We start from the raw sequence: 25,836 nt of genomic DNA, 5'->3' as shown, positions 1-25,836 counted from the left end.
CCGAGGTCCCGGCGCGGTGATCGGACGGTTCCTGCTCAGGCGGGCGGCGACGGCCCTTGCGGTCGTCGTCGCCCTCTCGGCGCTGTGCTTCCTCCTGCTCGACGTCGCGCCGGGCAGCCCGGCCGCGTCGGTCCTGGAGGCGCGCTCGGGCGGCCGCCCGCCGAGCCCCGCCGCCGTCGAGCGGCTGGAGCGCGAGATGGGCCTGAACGACCCGCTGCCGGTCCGGTACGGGCGCTGGGCGGCGGGCGCGGTCCGCGGCGACTTCGGCGCCTCGTACGGTACGGGCCGTCCGGTGACCGCGATCCTCGCCGAGACCGCGCCGTGGACCGTGCTGCTGACCGCCGTCGCGGTGCTGCTCAGCGTGGCCGGCGCGATCGCCGCCGGGCTTGCCGCAGCCCTCACCCGCCGGGCATGGCTGCGGCGCGGGATCCAGACCGGCCTGTTCGCGCTGGGCGGGATGCCCGGCTTCGTGACCGCGCTGCTGCTGCTCTGGATCTTCTCGGCCTGGCTCCAGCTCTTCCCGTCCGGTGGCCTGACCCGTCCCGGCGAGCCGGTCACGCTGGGCGTCCTGGTACCGCACCTGGTGCTGCCCGCGCTGGCGCTGGCGTTCGGGCACCACTTCGGTACGTACGCGCGGCTGGTGGAGACCGGCGTCGGGCGGCTCCGTTCGGCTCCCCACGTGGAGAACGCCCAGGCGCGCGGCCTTTCGCGGTGGATCGTGACCGTCCGGCATCTGCTGCGGCCGGGGCTCGTCCCGTTCACCGCGCGGCTGGGCGTGGGCGTCGGCGGCCTGATCGCGGGCGCCTACGCCACCGAGATGATCTTCTCCTGGCCGGGCGTCGGGCGGCAGGCCGTGCTGGCCGCGCGCGAGCAGGACTACCCGGTGCTGACCGCCGTCGTCCTGGTCACCGGTGTGATCGTCGTCCTGGCCAACCTGCTCGGCGACCTCGCCGTCGCCTGGCTCGATCCGCGCGTCCGCCTGACCGGAAAGACGGGGATGGCGTCACATGTCCACTAGATCATCCGTCACCGGTTCACCCGGCCCTCCATCGCCTGACACCGCAACGTCCGCCACTACACCGCCCGCCACTACACCGCCCGCCACCGCATCGCCCGCTGGGACCTCCGAACTCGACGCCGACGCCCCGTTCTCGGGGGACGGGACGTCGGCGTCGGCTCCCGCGACGCGCGGGCTGCTGGCCGTCCGGATCCCCGTACGGCGCCCCGGGATCTGGGCCGCGGCCCTCGTCCTCGCGGTGTTCGCGCTGGCCGCCGCCTTCGCGCCGCTGCTCACCCCGTACGACCCCATCGCGACCGACACGGCCGCCACCAGCCTGCCGCCCGGCTCGCCCGGCCACCCGCTCGGTACCGACCAGATCGGCCGCGACCTGCTGGCCCGGCTGCTGTACGGGGCGCGCACCTCGCTGCTCGTCGGCATCGCCGCCGCCGCGATCACCGTGGTCGCCGGGGTCCTGCTCGGCGGGCTGGCCGCGGCCGGGCCGCGCTGGCTGGACGAGGCGATCTCGCGGACCGCCGACGTGCTGCTCTCGCTGCCGATGCTGGTGGTCGTGCTGGCGCTGTCGGCCGTCGCCGGCCCGTCGCTCGGCACGGTGATCCTCGCCGTCGCCGCCACCGCCTGGATGCCGGTCGCCCTGGTCACCCGGGCCGAGCTGAACAGCCTCCGGGAACGCCCGTACGTGCGCGCCGCGTACGGCCTCGGCCTGTCCCGCCGCCAAGTGCTCGGCCGGCATCTGCTGCCCGGTGCGCTGCCCCCGGTCGCCTCGATCGCCGCGTTCGAGGTCGGCCACGCGATCCTCACCGAGTCCACGCTGAGCTTCCTCGGCCTCGGCGTACCGCCGAACCGCCCGAGCTGGGGCAACCTGCTCACCGAGGCGCAGGCTCACCTGCTGACCGGCGAGTGGTACACGGTCGCGTTCCCGGCCGCCTGCGTCGTCGTGACGATCCTCGCGGTGAACGTGCTGGCCTCGACCATCTCCAAGGAAGCCCGATGAACGCGGGTTCGCCGACCACGGGCTCCCCGAACACGAGCACGGGCACGCCGAACGCGGGCTTGCCGAACGCGGGCTTGCCAAACGCGCTGGAGATCCGCGACCTGGCCGTGACCGTCCCGGGCGGGCGCCGGGTCGTGGGCGGGCTGTCGCTGAACGTCCCGGCGGGCAGGATCGTCGCGCTGGCGGGGTCGAGCGGTAGCGGCAAGAGCCTGACCGCGCGCTCGATCGTCCGGCTGAACGATCCGTCCGTACGGGTCGAGGGGACGATCCTGCTCGGCGACCTCGAGGTCATGGGGCTGAACCGCCGCGACCTGCGCCGCGTCCGGGGCCGCCGGGTCGGCTACGCCTTCCAGGACGCCTTCGCCGCGCTCAACCCGACGATCACGATCGGCCGCCACCTCACCGAGACCGTACGGGCGCACGACGCGGGCGACCCCCAGGAGCTCGGCGCCGCCGCGCTCGAACGCTGCGGGCTGGACGCCGGGCAGGTCTGGGAGGCGCGCCCGTACGAGCTGTCGGGCGGCCAGGTCCAGCGGGCCGCGCTCGCCGTCGCGACCGTCCTCGATCCGGAGCTGCTGATCGCCGACGAGGTGACCACCGCGCTCGATCCGGACACGCAGGCCGAGGTGCTCGACGCGATCCGCGCCCAGGGCCGCGCGGTGCTGCTGATCACCCACGATCTGGAGGTCGCGGGGCGCTGGGCGGACGAGATCGCGGTCCTGTCGGAGGGCCGGATCGTCGAGCAGGGACCGAGCGAGCGCGTTCTGAACGAGCCGGAGCACCCGTTCACCCGCGAACTCGTCGCCGCCGCGCGCCTGGACACCCCGTTCGAGGCGGGCACGCCCGGCGGCGAGGTGGTGCGGTCGCTGCGCGGCGTTCGCCGCGTTCTGCACGGGCGCGGCCGTACGACGGTCGCGCTGGACGGCATCGACCTCGACGTCCGTACGGGCGAGTCGGTCGCGGTCGTGGGCCGCAGCGGATCGGGCAAGTCCACGCTCGTGGGCGTGCTCGCGGCACTCGACCGTCCCGAGGACGGGCGGGTCCTGGCCGGGGACAGAGACGTCTGGCGGCTGCGCGACCGCGACCGGCGGGCCCTGCGGCGCGAGACCGCGCTGGTGTTCCAGGACGCCCAGGCCTCGTTCGATCCCCGCTACACCGTCGAACGCGTCGTGGCCGAAGCCCTGGGAGGCCGTGACGGCGTCGCGGAGCTATTGGAACGCGTCGGCCTCGACCCGGCCTTGGCGGCGCGGCATCCGGCGACGCTGTCGGGCGGCGAACGGCAGCGGGTCGCGCTCGCCCGCGCGCTCGCCTCCCGCCCCCGGATCCTGCTCGCCGACGAGCCCACGACCGGCCTGGACGTCCTCGCCCAGGAACGGATCCTGCGCCTGCTCGCCCGGCTGCGCCGCGACGAGGGCCTGGCGATCGTCTTCGTGACCCACGACCCCCGGGTCGCCCGGCGCATCGCGGATCGGGTCGTCACCCTGGATGCCGGTACGGTGCTCAATGGCGGGGGTTCGGAACGAGAAGGAGGCACATGGACGAGCGCGTGCCCGGCCCCATCTGGCGGGTGACCGGAGACCTCCTTACCGGAGAGCCTCTGGCGAGCGGTGCCGTGGACGGCCCTCTCGCCGGTGTACGGGTCGCGGTCAAGGACCTGTTCGCCATAGCCGGACAGCAGATCGGCGCGGGAAACCCCGACTGGCTGGCCGAGGCTCCCGTACAGGAACGGAACGCCTGGGCCGTCCAAGCACTCCTTGACGCCGGGGCACAGGTCACTGGGCTCGCCCAGACCGACGAGCTCGCGTTCAGCCTGAACGGCACCAACAGGCACTACGGGACCCCGCCCAATGGGGCCGCTCCAGGCCGCATCACCGGCGGATCGAGCAACGGCCCCGCCTCGGCCGTCTCGCTGAACCTCGTGGACCTGGGCCTGGGAACCGACACCGCCGGGTCCGTGCGCGTACCGGCGTCCCACTGCGGCCTCTACGGCCTGCGCCCGACCCACGGCGCGGTGCGTTCGGACGGACTACTCGCTCTGGCGGCCTCGTTCGACACCATCGGCTGGTTCGCGCGCGACCCCGAACTACTGGAACGAGCCGGCGACGTACTGCTGCCCCCAGGCGACGCGGACCTTCCCCTGTCCTTCGTCATCGCCGAGGACGTTCTGGCACTGGCGGAGCCGGCAACGCGGGCCTCGTTCGAAACGGCCTGCGAAGCCCTCACCCCCATGCGCCGTATCGAGTCGCTGATGGGCGGTCGGCTGGAGGAGTGGTTCGCCGCGTTCCGGTCCGTACAGGGCGACGAGGCATGGCAGCAGCACGGCGCGTGGATCGAGGCCCACCCCGGATCCCTCGGCCCAGGTGTGATGGCCCGCTTCGCACTAGGCCGTGACCTCAAGCCCCAGGACCTCGACACGGGCAAGCGCATCCTGGACGAGGCGCGCGAGACCCTGCACAGCGCGATCCAGCCCGGAACGGTCCTTCTGCTGCCCGCGGCAACGGCACCGGCCCCGCACGTGGATCTGGACCCCGCCGCCATGGACGCGTACCGCTTCCAGACCCTCCGCCTAACGTGCCTGGCCTCGATCGCGGGCCTGCCCGCCGTCGTGATGCCCCACCTGAGGGTGGACGGCCTCCCGGTAGGCCTCTGCGCCATCGGAGCGCGCGGCACCGACCGTTCCCTGCTCCGCCTGGCCTCCCGTACAGGAAAACCCGCACCCGGCCAGACCTGATCCCGCGCAGAGGTCCGTGTGTACTGCAGAGGTCCGTGTGTATTGAGGCGCGCGTTTTACTGAGATGCGCTTACTGAGGTGCGAGGTTTATTGAGGTGCGAGGTTTATTGAGGTGCGCGTGGGACGCGCTCCCTTCTAAGGTCGCGCCCATGGTGTCGACCGAACAGCTGCTGGGCTTCTCCGCGATGGCCCTCGCCATCATCCTGATCCCCGGCCCGACCATCCTCTTCGTGGTCGGCCGGGCCCTGGCCCACGGCCGACGTACGGCGATGGCCAGCGTTCTGGGCAACGAGATCGGCGCTCTGGTCCTGGTTGTGGCGGTCGCCCTCGGCATCGGCTCGATCGTCGAACGTTCGGTGCTGGTCTTCACCGTCCTCAAGCTGGCCGGCGCCGCGTACATCGTCTACCTGGGCGTCCAGGCTTTCCGGAACCGCCGCCTCGCTTTCGAGGAGGAGCACTCGCCCCGTAACAGAGCCCTCTGGCAGGGCTTCGTCGTCGGCGTGAGCAACCCCAAGACCGTCGTCTTCCTCGCCGCAGTGCTCCCGCAGTTCGTCGTCCCGGGCAACGGCGGCGCGCCCACCCAGATGCTGATCTTCGGCCTGGTCTTCTGCCTGATCGCGCTGCTCTGCGACAGCGTCTGGGGCCTGGCCGCGGCCACCGCCCGGACCTGGCTCACCGGCTCGCCCCGCCGCCTCGCCGCGATCGGCGGCACCGGCGGCCTGATGATGATCGGCCTGGGCGTCACCGTCGCCACCACCGGCCGCAAGGACTGACCGCCCGGCCCGCGTACGACCGGGACCGTGTACGACCAGGGCCGCGTACGACCGGGACCGCGTACGACCGGAACGGCCCCGTACGACCGGAAAACAAGTGGACGCACCGTCCCGGCCGTCCCTTAGGCTGCAACCCATGTCCAGCCCCGAGGCGTCAAGACTCTAGCCACCGGTCGTCCGGTGGCTACCTGACGCGCGGCCCACGAGGCGTCGCGCGGCCCTCTGAGGTCGCGCTCATCGCCGGCTGCGATCATCGCCACCCGACCTCCGTGATGAGGGCTGTGTCTCTCTGACACAGGCTGTCCCACCTGGAACGGGCGCCCCTTCGTGCCGCCCGCCGGGTTCGCCTGCGGTAGCCGCGCGCCTTCGTCGCGCCCGGCGCCGCCTCGCTGCGGTTGCGGAGTCTCGCTGTGCCCTTCGTTCTGTACCTGCTCGCCCTCGCCGTCTTCGCCCAGGGGACGTCGGAGTTCATGCTCGCCGGCCTCCTGCCGGACATCGCGGCCGACCTGGACGTGTCCATCACGGCCGCGGGCTCGCTCACCTCGGCGTTCGCCGCCGGGATGGTCGTCGGCGCGCCGCTGATGGCGCTGCTGAGCGCCCGCTGGTCCCGCCGGAACGCGCTGCTGGCGTTCCTGGCCGTCTTCCTCCTGGCGCACGTCCTCGGAGCGGTCACCACCAGCTACGCGGTCCTGCTGGCCACCCGCGTGGTCAGCGCCCTGGCCAACGCCGGCTTCCTGGCGGTCGCCCTGGGCGCCGCTGCCGCGATGGTCGCGCCGAACGCCAAAGGGCGCGCCACGTCCATCCTCCTCGGCGGCACCACCATCGCCTGCGTCGCGGGCGTTCCGGGTGGCGCGCTGCTAGGCCAGCTCTGGGGATGGCGATCCGCGTTCTGGGCGGTCGCCCTCATCACGGTCCCGGCCATCCTCGCGATCCTCCGTTCCGTACCGGCCGACACCGCCAGGCCCGCCTCCACCTCCACGTCCGCCCTAAGCGCGCGCGGGGAGTTCAAGGTCCTGCGTGAACCGAGGCTTCAGGTCACCCTGCTCCTAGGGGCACTGGTGAACGGGGCGACGTTCTGCGCGTTCACCTACTTCGCGCCGTTGTTCACCGAAGTGACCGGAATCGCAGGGGCATGGGTACCGGCCCTGCTGGCCCTCTTCGGCGCGGGCTCGTTCCTCGGCGTGTCCGCGGCCGGCCGGATCGCCGATGTACGTCCCGTTCCGCTGCTGGTCATCGGCGGTACGGCGCTGCTCATCGGCTGGACCGCCTTCGCGCTCATGGCCGGGAACCCGATCGTGGCGATCGCGCTCGTCTTCGTCCAGGGCACCCTGTCGTTCGCCGTCGGCTCCACGCTGATCGCCCGGGCCCTGTACGCGGCGGCCGGGGCACCGGCGCTGGCCGGAGGGTTCGCGACGTCCGCCCTGAACGTGGGCGCCGCGATCGGGCCCTGGGCCGGTGGCGCCGCCATCGCCGCGGGCTTGGGACACCGTTCACCACTATGGGCCAGCGCACTCCTGGTCGCCCTCGCACTGATCCTCGCCGCGGCCGCCGGGATGAAATCGCGCCGCTCCGGGCTTGACCTTGACGCCGGTGTCAAGGCATAGCGTCGCGTACGGAATCAGGGAGGGCCGATGCGGATCGGGGAGCTGGCCGACCGGGCCGGGGTGAGCACGCGCGCGCTGCGCTACTACGAGAAGCAGGGGCTGATCTCGGCGGAGCGCGCGTCCAACGGCTACCGCCGGTACGACGAGTCCGATCTACGGCTGGTCGAGCAGATCCGCTCGCTGCTGGCGGCGGGTTTCACGCTGGAGGACACCCGGCCGTTCGTGGAGTGCCTGCGGTCGGGCCGCGAGGTCGGCGCGGCCTGCCCCGAGCCCGTCGCGGTCTACCAGCGCAAGCTCGCCGAGATCGACACCGAGATCCGCACCCTGATCAGGCGACGGGCCCAAGTGGCCGACCAGCTGGCGCGGGCCTGTCCCGGCTGCGTCCTGACACGGGAGAACAGCAATGATCACGCTGACCACGGAGAACTTCGACGAGCAGGTGCTGCGCGGCGACAGGCCGGTACTGGTCGACTTCTGGGCGGAGTGGTGCCCGCCCTGCAAGATGATCGCGCCGATCCTTGACCAGCTCCAGGCCGAGCTCGGCGACCGCATCACGATCGCCAAGCTGAACGGCGACGACCACCCGGAGATCGTGGCGCGGTACGGCGTGATGGGCTTCCCCACGCTCAACCTCTACAAGGACGGCGAGGTCGTCCGGCAGATCGTCGGCGCCAAGCCCAAGCGGCAGCTCCTGGCCGCGCTGGAGGACCACATCTGAGTGCTCGCTCCAGAACGGAAGATCTTGCGTGGGCGGGTCCGGGGCGAGCCGGGAGAATCAGGCCCCGTTCTCCCGGCGCGTCCCACCGTCAGGCGGCCGACGACCGGCACAAAGGTTCATGAACGGACTCAGGCATGCAGGGTGGGGCGGTAGATCAGCTCCTGGGTGTGGCCGTCGAGCGTCCGGCTCTCGATCAGTTCGAGGTCGAAGTCGGCCGCGCCCTGGAAGATCGGGTCCGCTCCGGTCCGTCCGGAGATCACGGGGAAGACCGTCAGCTGGACGCGGTCGACCAGGCCGGCGGCCATCAGCGCCCGGTTCATCGACAGGCTGCCGTGCGAGCGCAACGGCACCTTCGACTCCTCCTTGAGCCGGGCGACGACGTCGACGGCATCGCCGCTCACGACGTCCGCGTCCGGCCAGCCGAGGGATCCTTCCAGCGTCGTCGACACCACCGTCGTCGGCAGGTCCCTCATCCGGGTGTTCACGGGGTCGCTCACCTTGGACTCCTCGGTGCTCGGGCCCAGCGCCGCCACGAACTGCCGGAAGGTATTGGCCCCGAGGACCATCCGCTGCTCCTCGCGGTACAGGGCGAGGCGGCGGTCGAGGAAGTCGGGGCCTTGCTTGCCCCAGTAGCCGCCCCAGTCGCCGTTGCTGTCGTAGGAGCCGTAGCCGTCGAGGGTGGAGAAGACGTCGAAGGTGTAGATGGCGGTCATGATGCTCTCCTCACAAGTGGCGACCGGCCCGTTGCCGGCCCCTCACCTTGACTACGAACGGGCTCGCCCCCATTCGACACCCCCGCTCAGAAGGAAAGGAGATCCGGGATGAGGGCCGCGAGGATCGTCTGGTCTTCGAGGCGGGACGGAGCGTACTCGGTGATACCCAGGCCGGCGAGGGTGAAGCGGCCGGTGAGAGCTTGGACGGCCGCTCGGAGGGCCTGCGGTGAGAGCCCCCCGGGTTCGGGGCAGCTGAGCGAGCCGAACGCGCCAGGGTCCAGGACGTCCAGATCGATGTGGACGTAGATCTTGGTCGCGCCGGTGGCGGCGACGGCCTCGACCAAGGGGCCGGGGCCGGTGCGCAGGTCGGCGACGGGGACGAGGCTGAGGCCGGTCCGGGCGATATACGCCTGCTCGGCCTCGTCGAGCGCGCGTGCACCCGCGAGGACGACCTGGCCGGGCCGGAGCGGCCGCTCCGGTACCAGTTCGGCCGGGCCCTGGCCGAGCAGCGTGCGCAGCACCATGCCGTGGAAGGCCCGTGACGGCGAGGACTCGGGGGTGTTCAGGTCGCCGTGCGCGTCGAACCACACCACGGCGAGCGCGTCGCCGTGCCGGGCCAGCGCGGCGGACACCGGCTCCAACTCGACACCGCAGTCCCCACCCACCGTGATGGCCGTACCGCCCGCCCGAGTGAGGGCGGCACGCGCCTCGGCCGCGACACCGGTCAGCACGTCCAGGGATCGGACGCCGTTCCGTTCGGTGCCCGCCGCGTCCGGCACTCGTACGGACAGCACCCGCGCGCCCGGCACGGTGCCGGCGAGCAGATCGGCACCGCGCGCCAGCAACCTGGCCTGCGCCACGCTGGACCCCTGCCACTGGGGCACCTTCACCACCGTCACGTCACCCATGACCGCATCCTGGCAGACGGGCCACGGCGCGCTGTGGTCACCTGACCCGGCGAATGAAAGCGGCCCAGACCGCCCGATCGAAGACCAGGATCGGACCGTCCGGGTTCTTGGAATCGCGCACGCCGACCTGGACAGAACGGAAGCTTGCGACCTCGACGCACTCGCTCTTGTCGCCGCTGTGGGTGGACTTGCGCCAGGGGCCACTGACGTACCGATCTCGCGGCGTTTCACGTGGCTCCAGAGGAATCACACCTCCGTCAACTCTTCCAGGACATCACGGATCAGCTGCACGGACTTCCTCGGGGGTGAAGCCGAAGCGCGCAGATGGTTGTACGCCAGCCGATACTGGCCGATTTCGTCCTGCTGTTCAAGGTAAAGCCCGCCGACGAGGTTCTCCAGGAAGACGACCTCCGACAGCACTGGGTCCGCGAAGGACAAGAGGGTGAAAGGGCCGAACATGCCAGTGGCGGCCTCTGCGGTGAAGGGCAGGACCTGCAGTGTGACGCTGGGCAGGGCGGCCATCTGGATGAGGTGCTCCAACTGTTCCTTCATCACTTCGTGCCCGCCCAGCCGTTGGCGGAGTGCGGCTTCGCCGACGACGGCCCACAGTTGGACAGGCGACGGGCGGGTGAGAATGACCCGCCGCGAAGTGCGTATCTGAACGAACTGCTCGACTTCCTCAGGGCTCTCCCAGACCTTGCTGGAGCCCACCATGGCCATGGCGTACCCCCTCGTCTGCAGCAGGCCGGGTATCACCTGAGGCTGGTAGACGCTCAGGTCCCGCGCGGTGCCTTCCAAACTCAGGAAGTCCGCGTACGGATGGCTCAGCGTCGCGCCGTGCCCTCGCCACCAGCCTTGCTCCTTGAGGCTCTTGGCAAGGGTGATCAGTGACGCGCGCAGTGCCTCGTCGGCGACCTCGTAGGCGTCCAGAAGGTCCTGGATGTCACCCCAATGGACGCGGACGAGCCCGTTCTCCACACGGCTGATCTTGGAGCCCTGCCAGCCGATTCGCGCTGCGGCCTGGTCGAGTGTCAGCCCTGCGCCCTTGCGCGCTCTGAGCATTGCGTTGCCGAGCCATCTGCTCCGGATCGTCGGTGTCGAGGTCGCCATGTGATCGCCTCCCAGTGGTTTACAAAATTCTACTTCTACAAGCTTGCCCAAATGGTGATCTTGAGTCACTCTTGCAAAGAAGCAGTCACTGTGTGTCCATATTCAGGGACACATTGTCACGAGGAGGTGGCGTCGATGTGGGGTTCGGTCACAAGGCAGCAGGCGCGGGCGGGGGCGGTTCCGTGGGGGGTGTCGGTCTGGCGGCTTCCGCACGGGCGGGTGGAGCACCGTGCTCGGGTGATCGTTCGTGACCTGCTCGTCCAGGCGGGTGTCGTCGCCGAGGCGGTCGCCGATGCGGAGCTGGTCATCGCCGAGCTGGCCGCCAACGGGGTACGGCATGCCCCGCCCCCGTACGAGCTACGCGTTCTCTATGCCGGGGTGGACCGTCGGCCGGTCTGGTGCGAGCTGGCCGACGCCGACCCCTGCCTGGGACGCGTGCCCGAGTTGCTGCGACAGGAGCAAGCGCCGGAGATGGGCGAGGATCTCGATGCCGTCATCGCCTCGCTCAGCCTGGGTGGCCGGGGACTTTCGCTCGTACGGGGCCTGACGGCAGGCCACTGCGCGGTCTACGCCACCCCCACGTGTAGCCGTCCCGGCCTGGGCAAGGCCGTCGGCTTCGCGCTCCCCTGCTCCTGAACCCACCTGGTCAGGACAGGGTGGCGTGCTGCCCTCGGCCCTAGAGTTGCAGGGCATCACGAGCGCTCGGGAGGTGTGGATGCACGTCACCAGGCTGGAGATCGCCGGCGTACGCGGCTTCGACGGCCCACGCAGGGTCGACCTTGAATTCCCGCAGCGTCCGGACGGCTCGTATGCGGGCTGGACGGTGTTGGCCGGGCGGAACGGCTCGGGCAAGAGTTCCTTGCTCCAGGCGATGATGCTCGCGCTCGGCGGTCCCGAGAATGGTGGGACGCTGGCCATGGGTGGAGTCTGGAAATCGGACGGAGAGGACACGCTCGAACCGCTGCCCTTCCCAGAACCCGGCGTCAGGGTGCACCTGGCTCGCTCACCAGAGCACGATCCTTTCAGCACAGAAGGCGGAGTCATAGCGGCGGTCATGTGGAGCCGCAGTGGCGGGTTCGTTCGATGGCGTACCCAATCCAGTCGGTCTGACCAGCCCAAGCCCGAGTCCGACGGGGCCTGGTCTCCTCGGCCTGAGGGCTGGCTCTATCTCGGGTACGGGCCTTTCCGGCGGCATTCGACGCCCGGGGTGGGGGTGCAGGACTCGGCTGCCACACGCGGCGCCGGATTCCAGACATTGTTCGATGAGGACGCCACCCTCGTCGAGGGAGTGAGCTGGCTGATCGGGCAGCACCTGCTGCGGCTTGAAGGCAAGGCCGGGGCGGCTGAGTTGCTGGAGGCGGTGCTCCGCCTGCTCGGAGACGGGCTGTTGCCGGACGGGTTCCGGATCTGCCGAGTCGACTCCGATGGGCTATGGGTGAGCCGGGCGGACGGAAGAGAGTTCCCGATGCGACGGATGAGTGACGGCTATCGGACGGTCGGCGCGCTCGTCGTCGACATCGTGCGACGGATGCATCTCTCCTATGGGGATCTGCGCGTTGAGGAACGGGACGGGATCCCCACGCTGCCCTATCCGGGCGTGATCCTCATCGATGAAGTGGATGCGCATCTGCATGTGAGCTGGCAGAAGAAGATCGGCGGTTGGCTCAAGGCGCATTTCCCCGAGATGCAGTTCATCGTGACCACGCACAGCCCGTACATCTGCCAGAGCGCCGACCCCGGTGGGCTGATCCGCCTTCCGGGACCGGACGAGCAAGCCCCGCCGAGGGCAGTTGACGAAGATCTGTACGCCCGGATCGTGTACGGGAGCGGGGACGATGCCGTCCTCTCCGAGCTGTTCGGGCTCGAGACCCCCTACTCGGACGAGGCGGAGCGGCTGCGTGATCGGCTCGGTGAGCTGGAGGGGCGGGTGCTCGACGGAGCGGCGTCCGAAGAAGAGGTCGCCGAGTACCGGGATTTGAGCAAGAAGCTGCAGAGTTCGCTCGGCGCACGGGTACACGAGGTGTCGTCGAGGCTCGGGCTCGAACCGTGATCCCGCTGGCGCGGCCGCCGCTCGATGACGAGTTGGCGGCGAGCCTCCAGCGGCGAGGCGATGAGCTGGTACGAAAGGGCGCGGACGGTGATGGGGCGAGGAGGGCCTGGAACGGTGCCCGGGCTGATCGCGGACGGCTGCGTGAGTTACTCGCCGGGATGGCGTCCGGCATTGAACGGTGCATGTACTGCGGCGACAGCCTGGGGACCTCGATCGATCATTTCGAGCCGCTGAAAGAGGCGCCGCTCCGGGCTTTCGACTGGCTGAACCACCTGCTCGCCTGCTCGATGTGCAACAGCAACGAGAAACGCGACCGCTTCCCGAGGGCGTCCTGCGGGACGCCGCTGCTCGTGGATCCATCCAGGGACGATCCGTACGACCACATCCGACTGGTCCTTGCCACGGGCCGCTATCGCTGGCGCACCGAGCGGGGCGAGAGCACTGTCGAGGTCTTCGGACTGAACAGGAGCGATCTCGTTCTCGGGCGGATGGCCGCCGTCGAGCGCACCGAAGCCATGGTGCTGGCCCGGGGGATCGCGCTCGACGCCGGCAACGAGGCCAAGGCGACCCGGTTGCTGGTGTCGCTGCTGAATCACCCGTTCGTGGACGTGCTCTACGCGATGGTCCGTACGGCCGATTCCCCGGGTGCGGTCACGGTTCTGGAACCGGCGACCGTTGTCGGGCTGAAGGATCCGGTCTATGGGTTCAGGATTCGCGCCAGTTGAGTTTGATGAGGCGGTTCTTGGCGTCCTCGGCGAACTCGGGGTCGGCGACGACGTCGTAGCTGGCGGCGACGATCTGGCTGCGGGAGGCGAAGTCGCGGCGGCCGCCGGTCGCCGCGTGGGCGATGAAGCCGAAGACGGCGCCGAACACCGCGCCGAAGATGATGCCGCCCAGCAGCAGCGGGAACACGGCACTGTGGTTCACGGTGAAGAAGGTCAGCAGCAGGCCGACCAGGAGGCCGAACCAGGCGCCGCTTCCCGCGCCCGCGAGGGCGGCCTTCGCCTTGGTGACGCGGCCGAGGACGGTCTCGACCATCTTCAGGTCGGAGCCGATGATGGCCGTGTGCTCGACCGGGAACTTGTCGTCGGAAAGGAAGTCGACGGCGCGCTGGGCGCCCTCGTAGGTGGTGTAGGAGCCCACGATCTGGCGGTCGGTCGTGGGTGGAACGGCATGCGTGGACATGCGGTCCCTCTACCCATGGACGGGCGGCCTGCACATTCGCCCCGCACCCTCCGTGCCCGGATCCGCTGCGGCTACGATGACGGGGCGATGGCGGACGAGGAATCCGGTGCGAGTCCGGAGCTGTCCCGCAACTGTGACCGGAACACCTCCCCGACCATCGGGAAGGAACCGGGAGTCAGGAACTCGGCGCCGTCGCTGACCTCATCATCCGAGCCGGGGCGCGGAGACCCCGGGGGAGGCGTCGCCGATGCGTGCCCTGCTGCTGTCCACGGCCGATACCGAGCTTCTCGCCGCGCGCGCGGCCGGGGCCGGATACGTGACCGCCAATCCCGTACGGACCGGACTCGACGAACTCGACGCCTTGACCGAGGGCGTGGACGTGGTCCTCGTACGGCTTCTCGGCGGCCGCAAGACGTGGCCCGATGGTGTCGAACGGCTCAGGGAATCGGGCCTGCCGCTCGTCCTTCTCGGGGGAGAGGGCGACCCGGACGCCGAATTGATGGCGCTGTCGACCGTCCCCGGTGGGGTGGCGGCGGAGGCACTGGATTATCTGCGCGAGGGCGGCGTCGACAACCTGCGCGAGCTGGCCCGGTTCCTGAGCGACACGGTTCTGCTGACGGGGGAGGGCTTCGCGCCTCCTGTCCCGATGCCTTCGTACGGGGTGCATGGGGATTTCCCGGTACGGGGCGATCGGCCGACGGTCGGCGTCATCTTCTATCGGGCTCATGAGCTGTCGGGTAATACGTCGTTCGTGGACGTGCTCTGCGAGCGCATCGAGGCGGCCGGGGCCGATGCCCTGCCGGTCTTCTGCGGATCCCTGCGCGGGGTCGAGGACGGGCTGCTGGAGATCCTGGGACGGGCGGACGCGCTGGTCGCGACCGTGCTCGCCGGGGGCGAGGCGGGCGAGGACTCCTGGGACGCGGGCGCGCTGGCCGACCTGGACGTACCGGTCGTCCAGGGGATGTGCCTGACGTCGAGCCGGGCGGCGTGGGAGGCGTCGGACGGGGCGCTGACGCCCATGGACGCGGCCATGCAGGTCGCGATCCCCGAGTTCGACGGCCGACTGATCTCGGTGCCGTTCTCGTTCAAGGAGGAGGGCCCGGACGGCATTCCCGTCTATGTGGCCGACCCGGAACGGGCCGCGCGGGTCGCGGGAATCGCCGTACGGCATGCGCGGCTCAGGCACCTGGACAACGAGGACAAGCGGATCGCCCTCGTCCTTTCCTCCTACCCGACCAAGCATTCGCGCGTCGGGAACGCGGTCGGCCTGGACACCCCCGTGTCAGCTGTACGGCTGATGCGGCAGATGGCCGAGGCCGGATACACGCTGGATGATGCCGATGCCGATGCCGATGCCGATGCCGATAGCGATGCCGCTGGAGTCGGCGCTGGTGCCGGCGCTGAATTGTGGAGCGACCCGGAGAACGGGGACCCGCTCATCCACGCGCTCATCGCGGCCGGCGGGCACGATGTGGAATGGCTGACCGAGGACCAACTGCGGGAAGCGCCGGCAAGGGTCAGTCTCGACCACTACAAGGAGTGGTTCGAGGTCCTTCCCGAAACGCTCCGCGAAGGCGTACGGGAGCACTGGGGCGAGCCGCCAGGGGAGCTCTATGTGGACGGTGACGACATCGTCCTCGCCTCGCTGCGGTTCGGGAACGTGATCCTGATGATCCAGCCGCCCCGGGGCTTCGGGGAGAACCCGGTGGCGATCTACCACGATCCCGACCTGCCGCCCTCGCATCACTACCTGGCCGCGTACCGGTGGCTGGACCGGGAGTTCGGCGCGGACGCGGTCGTTCACCTGGGCAAGCACGGAACGCTGGAGTGGCTGCCCGGCAAGGGACTCGGGCTGTCGCCGCGGTGCGCCCCGGACGCGGTGCTCGGCGATCTCCCCCTCGTCTACCCGTTCATCGTGAACGATCCGGGCGAGGGCACCCAGGCCAAGCGGCGCGCCCACGCCACGGTGGTGGACCATCTGGTGCCGCCGATGGCCCGCGCCGAGACCTACGGTGACCTGGCCAAACTCGAACAGCTCCTGGACGAGTACGCGACCGTCGCCGATCTCGACCCGGGCAAGCTGCCGGCCGTACGGGCGCAGATCTGGACACTGGTGCAGGCCGCCCAGCTGCACCACGACCTGCACCAGGACGAGATGCCCGGCGAGACCGAGTTCGACGACTTCATCCTGCACGTCGACGGGTACCTGTGCGAGATCAAGGACGTGCAGATCCGCGACGGCCTGCACATTCTCGGCCAGCGGCCGGTCGCCGAAGGCCGCGTCAACCTGGTCCTGGCCGTACTGCGGTCGGCGCAGGTCTGGGGCGGGGTGGCCGGCGCGATGCCGGGACTGCGCGCCGCCATCGCCGCCGAGTACGGCCTGGACGAGAAGGCGCTTCTCGCCGACCCGGGGCAGCGGGTCGAAGACGCGGCCCTCACACTCACCGAACTGGCCGAACGGGCTGAACTGCCCGAGGGCCCGTCCCGTACGGCGTCCGACGTGATCGACCTCCTGGAGGCGGTCGCCCGGCGGCTCATCGAGGCCATGGAACGGGACGGGTGGACCGGACCGGCGAAGGTCTGCGCCGAGGTGCTCGGCCGCGAAGTCACGGACGTCGTACGGCTGCTGGAGTTCGCGGCGTCGGAGGTCGTCCCGCGGCTGGACGCGACCGAGAACGAGATCGGCGCCGTCCTGCACGCCCTGGACGGGGGCCACGTACCCGCCGGGCCGTCCGGTTCACCGACGCGGGGCCTGGTCAACGTCCTGCCGACCGGCCGCAACTTCTACTCCGTCGACCCGAAGGCGATCCCGTCCCGCAACTCGTGGGACGTCGGCGCCGCCCTCGCCGACTCGCTGATCGCACGGCATCTGCAGGACACCGGCGCGTACCCGTCCAGCGTCGGCCTCACCGTCTGGGGAACGGCCGCCATGCGGACGCAGGGCGACGACATCGCCGAGGTGCTGGCACTGATCGGCTGCCGCCCGGTGTGGGACGACGCGTCCCGCCGGGTCACCGGATTCGAGATCGTCCCGCCGGACGAGCTGGGACGGCCGCGCATCGATGTCACGCTCCGCATCTCGGGCTTCTTCCGGGACGCGTTCCCGCACGTCATCACCCTGATCGACGACGCCATCGCGGCGGTCGCGGAGCTGGACGAGCCGGCCGAGACCAACTACCTGCGGCGGCACGCGAAGGAGGACCACGCGCGGCACGGCGACTGGCGGCGCGCCACGTCCCGGATCTTCGGCTCCAAGCCCGGCGCGTACGGCGCGGGCCTGCTCCCGCTGATCGACTCCCGCAACTGGCGGGACGACTCCGACCTGGCCGAGGTCTACGCCGTCTGGGGCGGCTACGCGTACGGGCGCGGCCTGGACGGGCGCGAGGCCCGTACCGACATGGAGACGTCGTTCCGCCGGATCGCGGTCGCCGCCAAGAACCAGGACACCCGCGAGCACGACATCGTCGACTCCGACGACTACTTCCAGTACCACGGCGGCATGGTCGCGATGGTCCGCTCACTTACCGGCAAGAGCCCCGCGGCGTATGTGGGCGACTCTGCGCTGACCGACCAAGTGAGAACGCGCACGCTGGCCGAGGAGACCCACCGCGTCTTCCGCGCGCGCGTCGTGAACCCGCGCTGGATCGCCGCGATGCGCCGGCACGGCTACAAGGGCGCGTTCGAGCTGGCCGCGACCGTCGACTACCTGTTCGGGTACGACGCGACCGCCGGTGTCGTGGACGACTGGATGTACGAGACCCTCGCCAAGGAGTACGTCTTCGACGCTGAGACCCGCGCGTTCATGGAGCAGTCCAACCCGTGGGCACTGCGCGGCATCACCGAACGCCTTCTGGAGGCCGCCGACCGGAAGCTCTGGAACGAGCCGGACCCGGACACCCTGCGGCAGCTCCGCCAGACCTACCTGCAACTGGAAGGCCGCCTCGAAGACGAGTAAGCCCCAGCCGAGTAAGCCCCAGCGGAGCAAGCCCCCGATGAGCAAGCCCAGAACCGACTGTTCAGAACATGGCGTTCAGAACATGGCGATCGAGAAGTCGTCGAACACCACTTCGGTCTCCTTGTCGCCGGTCGTGTTCGTGCGCCCGGCGGCGAGCCCGGACGCTCCGAGCACGAAGCCCTGCGTGGCCTGCGCGGCCCGCGCGACCGTCCTGCCGTCCACCCAGAGACCGAGCTGGACGCGCGCATCCCCGTCCTTGTCCTCGGTCCACGCGCACGTGGCCTGGATCCGGTGGAACGCGGCCGGGTCGAAGCCGGAGACCTTCGCGGAACGCAGCGGCGTGATCCGTTCGCCCTTGACGGTGCCGATGGTGGCGCTCCCGTCCCGGCTCACCGTGAACAGGACCGCGCTCTGCCCGTTCTGGTAGCAGTAGAGCCCCGCGGCCGCGTCCGGCTCGGTGCCGCGGATCTGTGCCCGGACATCGAGCAGTTGCGGATTCAGGGAGTTGGAACGGTCGCCCGGCACTTCCCGGGAGGGATCGTCGGCGTACTTGCCCGTGACGAGGTAGGAGCCGCCCGCGTAGTACTGCCGGCCGTCCGCGCTCCGGGCCGTCCAGCCCGAGCCGGGATCGGCGAAATCGTCACGGAAGATCACCCGGGTCGGCTTGGGCGGCGCCCCGGTGAAGTCGTACGTGGTACTGATCGCGTGCGGGGTGCCGACGGGGTCGGGTGAGGGCGATGCCGAGGTCCGTTCGCCGGCGTTCGGCTTCTCGTCTCCGCTCATAAGCGGAACGAGAGCGGCGGCCAGGAGGGCGACGGCGACGGCCGCACCGGCCGGGATCGCCCACCGCTGCCAGCGCCTCCCACCATCGGACGGCCCCGCCGCCACGGTCGGTGGTGCCACGTACGGTGGCGGCCCGGCGACGGTCGGAGGCGGCTGAACCGGCGCGGATGGAACGGGCGCGGATGGACCGGGTGCGGCCGGAACGGTCGGGAGCGGATCCAACCGAGTCCGCGCCGCGGGCACGGGCCCAGAGGGCGCGGGCGCCGGGGGACCGGACACCGGCGGAGCGGGCGCCGGCTGCTCGGGAACCGGCTGTTCCTCGCCGGTCAGCTCGCGCAGCAGTTCACCGGCGCCGGGCCGGTTCGCGGGATTCTTGTCCAGCGCGCGGGCGACGAGGCCGTGCAGCGCCGGATCCAGGCCGTCGAGGACGGGCGGCGTGCTCGTGACCCGGTTGATGATCTCGGGAACGGTGGCTCCGCTGAACGGCGCGCGCCCCGTACCGGCGAACGCGACGACGCAGCCCCAGGCGAAGATGTCGGCGGCCGGGGTCAGCTCGCCGCCGACCATCAGTTCGGGCGCCATGTAGGCGGGCGTGCCGACGAACTGCCCGGTACGGGTGGGCCCGTCGACCGCGTCCAGGGCCCGCGCGATGCCGAAGTCGATCACCCGCGGACCGGTCGGCGACAGCAGCACGTTGGACGGCTTCAGGTCCCGGTGGACGATCCCGGCGCCGTGGATGGCCCGCAGCGCGGTGGCGATGTTGACCGCCAGCCCCTCCAGATCACCGCCGTGCATCGGGCCGCGGTCCCTGACGGCCTCGTCGAGGGACGGCCCGTCGACGTACTCGGTCACCACGTACAGCGGCTCACCGTCCAGCCGGGCGTCCAGTACGGCCGCCGTACAGAAGCGGCGGACCTGCCGGGCGGCCGTCACCTCGCGGCGGAACCGTTCGTGGAAGGCGGGGTCGTCGGCGAGATCGGCGTTGATGACCTTGACCGCGACCTGCCGTCCACCCTCGTGCCGTCCACCCTCGTGCCGTTCGCCTTCCTGCCGCCCGAGATACACCGTGCCCATGCCGCCCTGGCCGAGCCGGCCGATGAGGCGGTACGAGCCCAGGACCTCAGGGTCGCGCGGTCGCAGCGGGCCTGCGGGCATCGTTCCTCCGGGAGTCGGTGGCGGGATGCCCGGGCAACGTTACCGGCGCTTTATCACCTGGGGCGCGGTCACCGGCGGAATCCGGCCGAACCGCCGCCGCAACGGGTAGGCGGCGGCCACGATCGCCAGGCTGGCCGCCGAGGCGATCAGCTGGGAGCGCTGTGCGGGCATGAACGCCATCGACACCAGCACCACCAGGAGCGCGATGACGACGAGCCACGTGATGTAGGGGTACCCCCACATCCGGTACGTCAGGCTCGCGGGATCCTCCCGCTGCAAGCGCGAGCGCAGCCGCAATTCCGAGAACGCGATCGAGAGATACACGAAGGCCAGGATGACCCCGATCGAGTTCATCAGGAACTTGAACACCGCGTCCGGCGACACGTACGAGGCCAAGACCGCCGCCCACGCCGCCACGGTGCCGAGCAGGATCGCCCGTACCGGAACACCCCGGCGGTTGAGCTTGACCAGGCCCTTGGGAGCGTCGCCGTCCCGGGTGAGCACGTACAGCATTCGCGACGAGACGTAGATCGCCGAGTTGAGCACCGACAGCACGGCGGTGAGGATGACCGCCTGCATGATCGTCCCAGCGGCCGGAACGCCCAGCTTGTCCAGCGCGCCCACGAACGGGCTGCTCAGGATCTCGGTGTCGTTCCACGGCAGGATCGCCACCACCAGGAAGATCGACAGCACGTAGAACAACCCGACCCGCCAGAGCACGTTGTTCGTCGCCCGCGCCACCTCGCGGCCCGGCTCCCTGCTCTCGGCCGCCGCGATGGTGACGATCTCGGTACCGCCGAACGCGAACATGACGGCCACGATCGCCGAGAAGATCGAGGCCACCCCGTTCGGGACCAGCCCGCCGTGCTCGGTCAGGTTGCCGAGCCCGCCCGGCGCGTCCGGCCACAGCCCCAGGACGTACAGCAGCCCCAGCACCAGGAAGACCACGATCGCGGCCACCTTGATGGACGCGAACCAGAACTCGAACTCCCCGAACGACCGTACCGAGACCAGGTTCACCGCCGTCATCACGACCAGCAGCCCGGCGGCCAGCGTCCACTGCGGCAGGTCCGTCCACTCGGCCAGGATCGCCGCGCCCGCCACCGCCTCGGCGCCGACCAGGATCACGTACAGGTACCAGTAGAGCCACCCGATCGTGAAGCCCGCCGCGGGCCCGAGCGCCATCCGGGCGTACTCGGCCAGCGACCCCGCCACCGGCCGCGCCACCACCATCTCGCCCAGCGCGCGCAGCACGCACAGCACCAGCAGCCCCGCCGCCGCGTACGAGATGATCGCCGCAGGCCCGGCGGCGTTGATCACCGCGCCGCTGCCGACGAACAGGCCGGCCCCCACTGCGCCGCCGATCGCCAGCATGGTCATATGGCGGCGCCGCAGCCCCGTCCGCAACCCCTCCTGTTGAGGAGCCGCCGTACTTTCCGACATGCGCGTCTTTCTCGATCCAGGCCCTCGGCAGGGCCTTCGCTTCCCGGGCTGTTCGCTCTTTTGGGCTTCCGCTTTTGGGCTCGCCTCTTTACGGACGGCAGGTAATGCCGGATTCGCCCATCCACTCTAGGGTGACGGTCAGTGATCTTCCGTGCCCACCCCCGGGGCGTCCGGAAGACCGACCGGAACGTGCCCACGACAGCGACACTCACGCCAAGTCGCGGGGCATGCGCCCTGGCGCCAAGCCGGAGCCCCCACACCGACTCACCCCGCCGACTCACCCCGCCGACTCACACCACCGGCCGTTACCCACCGCCCTCACTTTCCGGATCGCTGATCCGAAATCGCGTACGATAGCCGGATGGGCCGCCGGAAGGTACGTACCGAAGGATTGCGCGACGAGTTGCTCGCGACCGCGACGCGGCTGCTGGCCGACGGCGGGCATCCGGCGGTGACGACCCGCGCGGTCGCCGCCGGGGCCGGCACGTCGCTCGCGGCGGTGAACGAGTTGTTCGGAGGCAAGCCCGGCCTGATCCGTGCGATCTTCACTACGGGCTTCGCCCGCCTGACCGAGGAACTGCAGGCGCTGGCGACCACCGAGGATCCGGAAGCGGACGTGATCGAACTGGCGCTCGCGGTGCGCTCGTTCGCCCACCGGCACCCGCCGCTGTACGAGGTCATGTTCTCCCGGCCGTTCGCCGAGTTCCACCCCGACGAGCACGACGCCCGCGCCGCCGAGGCGATCTACGCCATCGTTGTCGGTCGCGTCGCCGCACTACTGGGCCCCGCACGCGCCAAGGGAACGGCAAAGGACGTCGCGATCGGCCTGTTCGCGGTCGTCCAAGGACTGGTCGCCCTCGAAGCGTCCGGCCTGCTGGGCAGCGCCCCAGAGTCGATCGACCGCCGCTTCCACCTCACCCTCACCGCGACGCTGCACGGCCTCGTCGCCACGGCTTCAGAAACCACTGCCCACACCCGGAAGACGAGATGAGCGCTACACCTCAACACAGCGATACTCCTCGGCACAGCGCTACACCTCAGCACTTCGTGCCGTGGGACCGTCCCAGCCCCCTGCTCGCCGCCATCGGTGGCTTCTCCCAGCACCCCACCGACCCCTTGCACGTCGGCTTCACCGTCGACGAACCCAAGACCAACGCGCGCGGCCTCCTGCACGGAGGTGTGTTCGCCGCCATCGGCGACGTGGCCATCGGCCGCGCCCTGGCCACTTGGACAGATCCGCCCGTCCCCCTGATCACCGTCAACCTCTCCTGCGATCTGGTCGGCACCGCCCGTACCGGAGACTGGGTCGACGTCACCATCTCGCCCACCCGCGCCGGACGACGGCTGCGCGCCGGCACCGCGACGTTCACCACGAACCGCGTCATAGCCACGGTCACCGCGCTCTTCATGCCGACGGAAGCGACCGCCGGCTGATCAGGCCGTCATGCCTTGATCAGCACGCGAGTCCCGTTTCTTCGATCGACCAACTCGATCGAAGAAACGGGACCCGGGCGCGGAACGAATTCGTAGTGGAAGGGAAGCGCGAACAGGCTCTGCAGCAGCAGCGGCGTGAGATCGGACGGAAGCTTCGCCGCCGGATTCAGGCAATCGTCGTCCAACCGGTAGGCCACCCGCGTTCCGTGCCGGTCCGAGTCCCCGACCACCTCGAGCGGCCTCTGTACGGCGGTCCGATCGGCGCGCTGGCGATAGTGCCACACATCCGCCACCACATCTGTGCACAAGGCCGTGACCATTGCCATACCCCACCTACGCATGGGGTTCTGGCCGCACATCAGCCTCGTCATCATCTCCGTCACCGCAGGTGGCCCGCCAGGATCCGCTGGATCGACAGAAAGCCCAGGACCGTTGTCCTCAACGGAGAACGCCCGAGGTCCATTGACGACGACCCGCACCTGGAGAGAAGCCTCGGAGGGTTCCTCGACCAGAGAATCCTGCACGGCGTACGAAAAAGCCACGGTCAGTAGTTCGGGGTCTTCGCGTGCCTTGCCGAAGAACATCTTCGGGTGGCGGCGTACCGCTTCGAATCCCTCGAGGACCCTGATCCGCGACGCGTCGTAGGCCATCGGCCATTCTTTCACGGCGACCCGGTGCGATCGCGAAATTACTCCCGCCGCTCGGCGCGCTTTTCACAGGACGATTTCCTCCGGAGCGACGTCCCTCAGATGCGTCAGGAACACCCAGGCGTGGCCGAACGGATCGCGCAGCATGATCTGCCGGGCACCGTAGGACATGTCCGCCGGTGCCTGGAGCGACGTCGCTCCCGCCTTCAGCGCCCGCTCATTGAACGTGTCGACGTCCTCGACGAAAACATGCACGCCGACCGTCGTCCCACCCAGCTGGGTGGGAGCTGAGAAGAGCCCGCCCGCGTCGCCCAGCATGAGGGTCGACCCTTCGATGCTGATCTCGGCGTGCACGATGCTCCCGTCAGGACCGTCGAGGCGGAAGAGTTCCTGCGCGCCGAACGCCCGCTCGTAGAACTCGATCGCCGCCGCGGCGCCGTCCACCATCAGGTGCGGGATCGCGCTGTACCGGTAGTGCTCGGGAACCTGTCGTGTGCTCATCGGGCTCTCCTCACCGCTCGTCGTGTCCACGAACTCATGTGTCCACGAACTGTTGTGTCCACGAACCTACGAACGAGATGACCGTCCCCGCATCCGTCGCCTGACTGGCGGGCGCGACTGGCGGGCGCGACCGGCATGATGCGACGACCTGATCTCGGCCGGGCAGGCTGGTTGGCGAACGTTCGAATCCGCGCGGGGGTTCTTCACTGGCTCGCTCGTTCTCGAATCGGCCGGCTCTCCGAACGGCAGCACGGGTTCTCCACAGCACGGGATTTCGGCAGCAGGGTTCTCGATGGCACGGGTTCTCGGCAGCACGGGTCCAACAGCACGGGTCCCCAACAGCTCGGGCTCTCGGGGGCACGGGGTTTCCGACGGCACCTGGATCGAGGCTCGCGTGTTGGGGCGCGGCCGTCGTTGTTGAGCACGCGCGGATGACGAGCGCCGAATAGGACTTGGCCCGGTATTTCCCGCCGATCACGGATCTACGGTCCTGCAGGTTGGCGGGCCGGCATGCACGTCCTTGTCGAAGGGTGTGGATTGCCTTGCCTTGTGCGGCCGGGTTTTGGCTGATGTGCAGGCTGGGGCGGGGTGGCCGCGGCAGGGGTGTCACCGTCGTCTTCTCGAGTCCGTGAGCGTGAGCGTGACGCCGATCTCTCTGTCCAGCGATCGGGTGGGGGCAGGAGGCGGTAGACGAATCGTCCTTGCTCATCTTTTCTGATGCGGATCTGCTGAGGGGCGCTGTGTTTGAAGCGGTTGTGCCAGCCGCAGCAGAGTGTGAGCCGGTCGATGTCGGTGGTGCCGTCGTTCAAGGCCCAGCCGTCGACGTGGTCGACCTCGCAGAGTGTGCCGGGGACCTCGCAGCCGCGTACGGCGCAGGTGGGGTAGAGGGCTTCGAGGACGCGGCGTTGGGCGAGAGTGGCGAAGCGGACCCGGCGGCCCAGATACAGCGGGATGCTGCCCGGCCCAAGGAGGAGTGGGGATACTCCGGCGGCCAGGGCGATGCGGCGGGCTTGTGCGGCCGGGATCGGGCTGCCGTCGGGGAGGCGGCCCGGGGCTCGGCCGCCGGTGAGGGTGTCCAGACCGACAGTGAGGGTGATCTTGGTGGCGCGGTGCCCGCCGGACAGCACGCTGGTCAGCGCTGCCGCTGTCCGCTCAGGCAGGTCGCGTAGGTCATCGGGGCCTGCGGGTTTGGCCAGTGCGGCGAGGGTGCCGTCGAAGATGGCGGCGTCCTCGGGGTTGAGCCAGCCTTTGAGGTAGCGGCCGCCGTCCAGTGAGCGGGTGCTGGTGATCCAGGACCGTTCGTAGCCGCGTGTGGCGTCGTCGGGGGGTGGTTCGTTGCCATCGCGTTCGGCGATGAGGTCGCGGATCCGGGTGCCGAACACGGCGACCTTGGCGGCCGAGAAGCCGTCGTCGGCCATCTCCAGTAGCAGCGCCTCGGCCTTGGCGCAGTCGTCATCGCCCAGCCGGGCCACCGACTGGACGACCGCGAGCGCGTACCCCGACGACAGGGACCCGTGGGCCAGCCGCCGGGTCACTTCCGGCAGCCGCAGCAAGTGACGGGACAGTAGAACGCGATCCTTGGCGCGGGCGTCACGCATGCCCAAGCGGGAGCGGAGCCAGGCTTGGGTGGAGGGATAGCCCCAGCGACGCATCTCACCGGCACGATCCACCATGCCGATCAGGCCGGCCAGCGTGCTCTCCTGTACGTCGGCTGCGCGGATCAGCGTCTCGGCCCAGTCCATGCATGCCGCCGCCGAAAAGGCGGGGGCTTGATCAGCGGCTGGATCCGCCGCCGTGCCAGGGCTGACGCGGCGGGCGAGTTCGGAAGCGATCGATGCGGCCGCGTCCACCAGTTCCCCGGTGGTCAGCGACCTCACATCGATCACGCTCGAACGCATGAGCGAATACTGCCTAGAGTCTCTGCATGATCGCAATGCGTGACCGAACGTCCGGGCTCGTTCAAAGGAGGCGATCGGTTTCGCACCGGTCGGCGGCACGCCGCGCGACTGTCAGTCGGTATGCCCCTCTTAGTGGCAGTAGTGAACGCTTGTGCAGCATGCCGTTGCGCAATGGATATGCCTTGGCTGGTCGTGGGGGGGGGGGGGGGGGGGGGG

The 25,836-nt window shown here is 70.0% G+C and carries 24 protein-coding genes and 1 riboswitch; of the genes, 14 read left to right on the top strand and 10 right to left on the bottom strand.

Features of this window, described 5'->3' with window-relative positions:
• Window positions 1-16 precede the first annotated feature (16 nt).
• From ACH34Q_RS11325 to trxA, 8 genes are all read left to right on the top strand, one after another.
• Window positions 17-1,018 carry an ABC transporter permease gene (locus ACH34Q_RS11325; protein WP_395982785.1) on the top strand — a complete coding sequence of 334 codons (1,002 nt, stop codon included), beginning with the start codon at window positions 17-19 and terminating at the stop codon, window positions 1,016-1,018.
• Window positions 1,008-2,012, top strand: coding sequence for an ABC transporter permease (locus tag ACH34Q_RS11320; RefSeq protein WP_395982784.1), 1,005 nt, complete (start codon window positions 1,008-1,010; stop codon window positions 2,010-2,012). Before ACH34Q_RS11325 ends, ACH34Q_RS11320 begins: the two co-directional genes overlap by 11 nt.
• Window positions 2,009-3,583, top strand: coding sequence for an ABC transporter ATP-binding protein (locus tag ACH34Q_RS11315; protein ID WP_395982783.1), 1,575 nt, complete (start codon window positions 2,009-2,011; stop codon window positions 3,581-3,583). The genes ACH34Q_RS11320 and ACH34Q_RS11315 overlap by 4 nt, the downstream gene beginning before the upstream one ends.
• A complete protein-coding gene (locus tag ACH34Q_RS11310; protein ID WP_395982782.1) occupies window positions 3,547-4,743 on the top strand; it encodes an amidase in 1,197 nt (398 codons plus the stop codon). Before ACH34Q_RS11315 ends, ACH34Q_RS11310 begins: the two co-directional genes overlap by 37 nt.
• 149 nt (window positions 4,744-4,892) lie before the next feature.
• Window positions 4,893-5,516 (top strand): LysE family translocator, encoded by a 624-nt coding sequence (locus ACH34Q_RS11305; RefSeq protein WP_395982781.1) that lies wholly within the window; start codon window positions 4,893-4,895, stop codon window positions 5,514-5,516.
• A gap of 410 nt (window positions 5,517-5,926) precedes the next feature.
• On the top strand, window positions 5,927-7,120 hold the full coding sequence (locus ACH34Q_RS11300; protein WP_395982780.1) for a Cmx/CmrA family chloramphenicol efflux MFS transporter: 1,194 nt from the start codon (window positions 5,927-5,929) through the stop codon (window positions 7,118-7,120).
• A 27-nt stretch (window positions 7,121-7,147) separates the two neighbouring features.
• Window positions 7,148-7,642 carry a MerR family transcriptional regulator gene (locus tag ACH34Q_RS11295; RefSeq protein ID WP_395982779.1) on the top strand — a complete coding sequence of 165 codons (495 nt, stop codon included), beginning with the start codon at window positions 7,148-7,150 and terminating at the stop codon, window positions 7,640-7,642.
• A complete protein-coding gene (gene trxA / locus ACH34Q_RS11290; RefSeq protein WP_395982778.1) occupies window positions 7,524-7,838 on the top strand; it encodes a thioredoxin in 315 nt (104 codons plus the stop codon). Before ACH34Q_RS11295 ends, trxA begins: the two co-directional genes overlap by 119 nt.
• A 128-nt stretch (window positions 7,839-7,966) precedes the next feature.
• On the opposite strand, the gene ACH34Q_RS11285 is transcribed toward trxA, so the two are convergent.
• The 4 genes from ACH34Q_RS11285 to ACH34Q_RS11270 all read right to left on the bottom strand — a co-directional run bounded on the left by ACH34Q_RS11285 (window position 7,967) and on the right by ACH34Q_RS11270 (window position 10,569).
• Window positions 7,967-8,551, bottom strand: coding sequence for a dihydrofolate reductase family protein (locus ACH34Q_RS11285; RefSeq protein WP_395982777.1), 585 nt, complete (start codon window positions 8,549-8,551; stop codon window positions 7,967-7,969).
• Window positions 8,552-8,637: 86 nt separating this feature from the next.
• The gene (locus ACH34Q_RS11280) at window positions 8,638-9,459 is read right to left on the bottom strand and encodes an arginase family protein (RefSeq protein ID WP_395982776.1); all 822 of its coding nucleotides are present in this window, start codon (window positions 9,457-9,459) and stop codon (window positions 8,638-8,640) included.
• A gap of 37 nt (window positions 9,460-9,496) precedes the next feature.
• Entirely contained in the window at window positions 9,497-9,709 is a 213-nt protein-coding gene (locus ACH34Q_RS11275; RefSeq protein ID WP_395982775.1) for a DUF397 domain-containing protein, read from the bottom strand.
• Window positions 9,706-10,569: a helix-turn-helix domain-containing protein gene (locus ACH34Q_RS11270; protein WP_395982774.1), complete on the bottom strand. Its 864-nt coding sequence runs from the start codon at window positions 10,567-10,569 to the stop codon at window positions 9,706-9,708. The genes ACH34Q_RS11275 and ACH34Q_RS11270 overlap by 4 nt, the downstream gene beginning before the upstream one ends.
• Before the next feature lie 237 nt (window positions 10,570-10,806).
• On the opposite strand from ACH34Q_RS11270, the gene ACH34Q_RS11265 reads away from it, so the two are divergent.
• From ACH34Q_RS11265 to ACH34Q_RS11255, 3 genes are all read left to right on the top strand, one after another.
• The gene (locus tag ACH34Q_RS11265; RefSeq protein ID WP_395982773.1) at window positions 10,807-11,205 is read left to right on the top strand and encodes an ATP-binding protein; all 399 of its coding nucleotides are present in this window, start codon (window positions 10,807-10,809) and stop codon (window positions 11,203-11,205) included.
• A gap of 79 nt (window positions 11,206-11,284) precedes the next feature.
• Window positions 11,285-12,619: an AAA family ATPase gene (locus ACH34Q_RS11260; protein WP_395982772.1), complete on the top strand. Its 1,335-nt coding sequence runs from the start codon at window positions 11,285-11,287 to the stop codon at window positions 12,617-12,619.
• Entirely contained in the window at window positions 12,616-13,344 is a 729-nt protein-coding gene (locus tag ACH34Q_RS11255; protein ID WP_395982771.1) for an HNH endonuclease, read from the top strand. Before ACH34Q_RS11260 ends, ACH34Q_RS11255 begins: the two co-directional genes overlap by 4 nt.
• Here the strand turns inward: ACH34Q_RS11255 and ACH34Q_RS11250 are convergent.
• Window positions 13,325-13,804 carry a general stress protein gene (locus tag ACH34Q_RS11250; RefSeq protein WP_395982770.1) on the bottom strand — a complete coding sequence of 160 codons (480 nt, stop codon included), beginning with the start codon at window positions 13,802-13,804 and terminating at the stop codon, window positions 13,325-13,327. The two genes, ACH34Q_RS11255 and ACH34Q_RS11250, sit on opposite strands and share 20 nt — an antisense overlap.
• Before the next feature lie 52 nt (window positions 13,805-13,856).
• A riboswitch (cobalamin riboswitch) is annotated at window positions 13,857-14,010 on the top strand.
• A gap of 41 nt (window positions 14,011-14,051) precedes the next feature.
• On the opposite strand from ACH34Q_RS11250, the gene cobN reads away from it, so the two are divergent.
• On the top strand, window positions 14,052-17,759 hold the full coding sequence (gene cobN / locus ACH34Q_RS11245) for a cobaltochelatase subunit CobN (RefSeq protein ID WP_395982769.1): 3,708 nt from the start codon (window positions 14,052-14,054) through the stop codon (window positions 17,757-17,759).
• A 75-nt stretch (window positions 17,760-17,834) separates the two neighbouring features.
• On the opposite strand, the gene ACH34Q_RS11240 is transcribed toward cobN, so the two are convergent.
• Window positions 17,835-19,697 (bottom strand): protein kinase, encoded by a 1,863-nt coding sequence (locus tag ACH34Q_RS11240; RefSeq protein WP_395982768.1) that lies wholly within the window; start codon window positions 19,695-19,697, stop codon window positions 17,835-17,837.
• Between the two features lie 39 nt (window positions 19,698-19,736).
• Window positions 19,737-21,140: an amino acid permease gene (locus ACH34Q_RS11235; RefSeq protein ID WP_395982767.1), complete on the bottom strand. Its 1,404-nt coding sequence runs from the start codon at window positions 21,138-21,140 to the stop codon at window positions 19,737-19,739.
• Between the two features lie 361 nt (window positions 21,141-21,501).
• On the opposite strand from ACH34Q_RS11235, the gene ACH34Q_RS11230 reads away from it, so the two are divergent.
• Complete coding sequence (locus ACH34Q_RS11230; protein ID WP_395982766.1) at window positions 21,502-22,131, top strand: TetR/AcrR family transcriptional regulator; 630 nt, start codon at window positions 21,502-21,504, stop codon at window positions 22,129-22,131.
• Window positions 22,132-22,187: 56 nt separating this feature from the next.
• The gene (locus tag ACH34Q_RS11225) at window positions 22,188-22,574 is read left to right on the top strand and encodes a PaaI family thioesterase (RefSeq protein ID WP_395982765.1); all 387 of its coding nucleotides are present in this window, start codon (window positions 22,188-22,190) and stop codon (window positions 22,572-22,574) included.
• Window positions 22,575-22,582: 8 nt separating this feature from the next.
• Here the strand turns inward: ACH34Q_RS11225 and ACH34Q_RS11220 are convergent, their stop codons facing one another.
• From ACH34Q_RS11220 to ACH34Q_RS11210, 3 genes are all read right to left on the bottom strand, one after another.
• A complete protein-coding gene (locus tag ACH34Q_RS11220) occupies window positions 22,583-23,224 on the bottom strand; it encodes a hypothetical protein (RefSeq protein ID WP_395982764.1) in 642 nt (213 codons plus the stop codon).
• Window positions 23,225-23,287: 63 nt separating this feature from the next.
• A complete protein-coding gene (locus ACH34Q_RS11215) occupies window positions 23,288-23,722 on the bottom strand; it encodes a VOC family protein (RefSeq protein WP_395982763.1) in 435 nt (144 codons plus the stop codon).
• 482 nt (window positions 23,723-24,204) lie between these two features.
• A complete protein-coding gene (locus ACH34Q_RS11210; RefSeq protein ID WP_395982762.1) occupies window positions 24,205-25,719 on the bottom strand; it encodes a DUF222 domain-containing protein in 1,515 nt (504 codons plus the stop codon).
• Window positions 25,720-25,836 lie beyond the last annotated feature (117 nt).

This window comes from Actinomadura sp. 9N407 (assembly GCF_044326315.1).
Lineage (GTDB): Bacteria > Actinomycetota > Actinomycetes > Streptosporangiales > Streptosporangiaceae > Spirillospora.
Note: the sequence above shows the minus strand (reverse complement) of the source record. Positions and strands in the feature narration are given on the sequence as shown.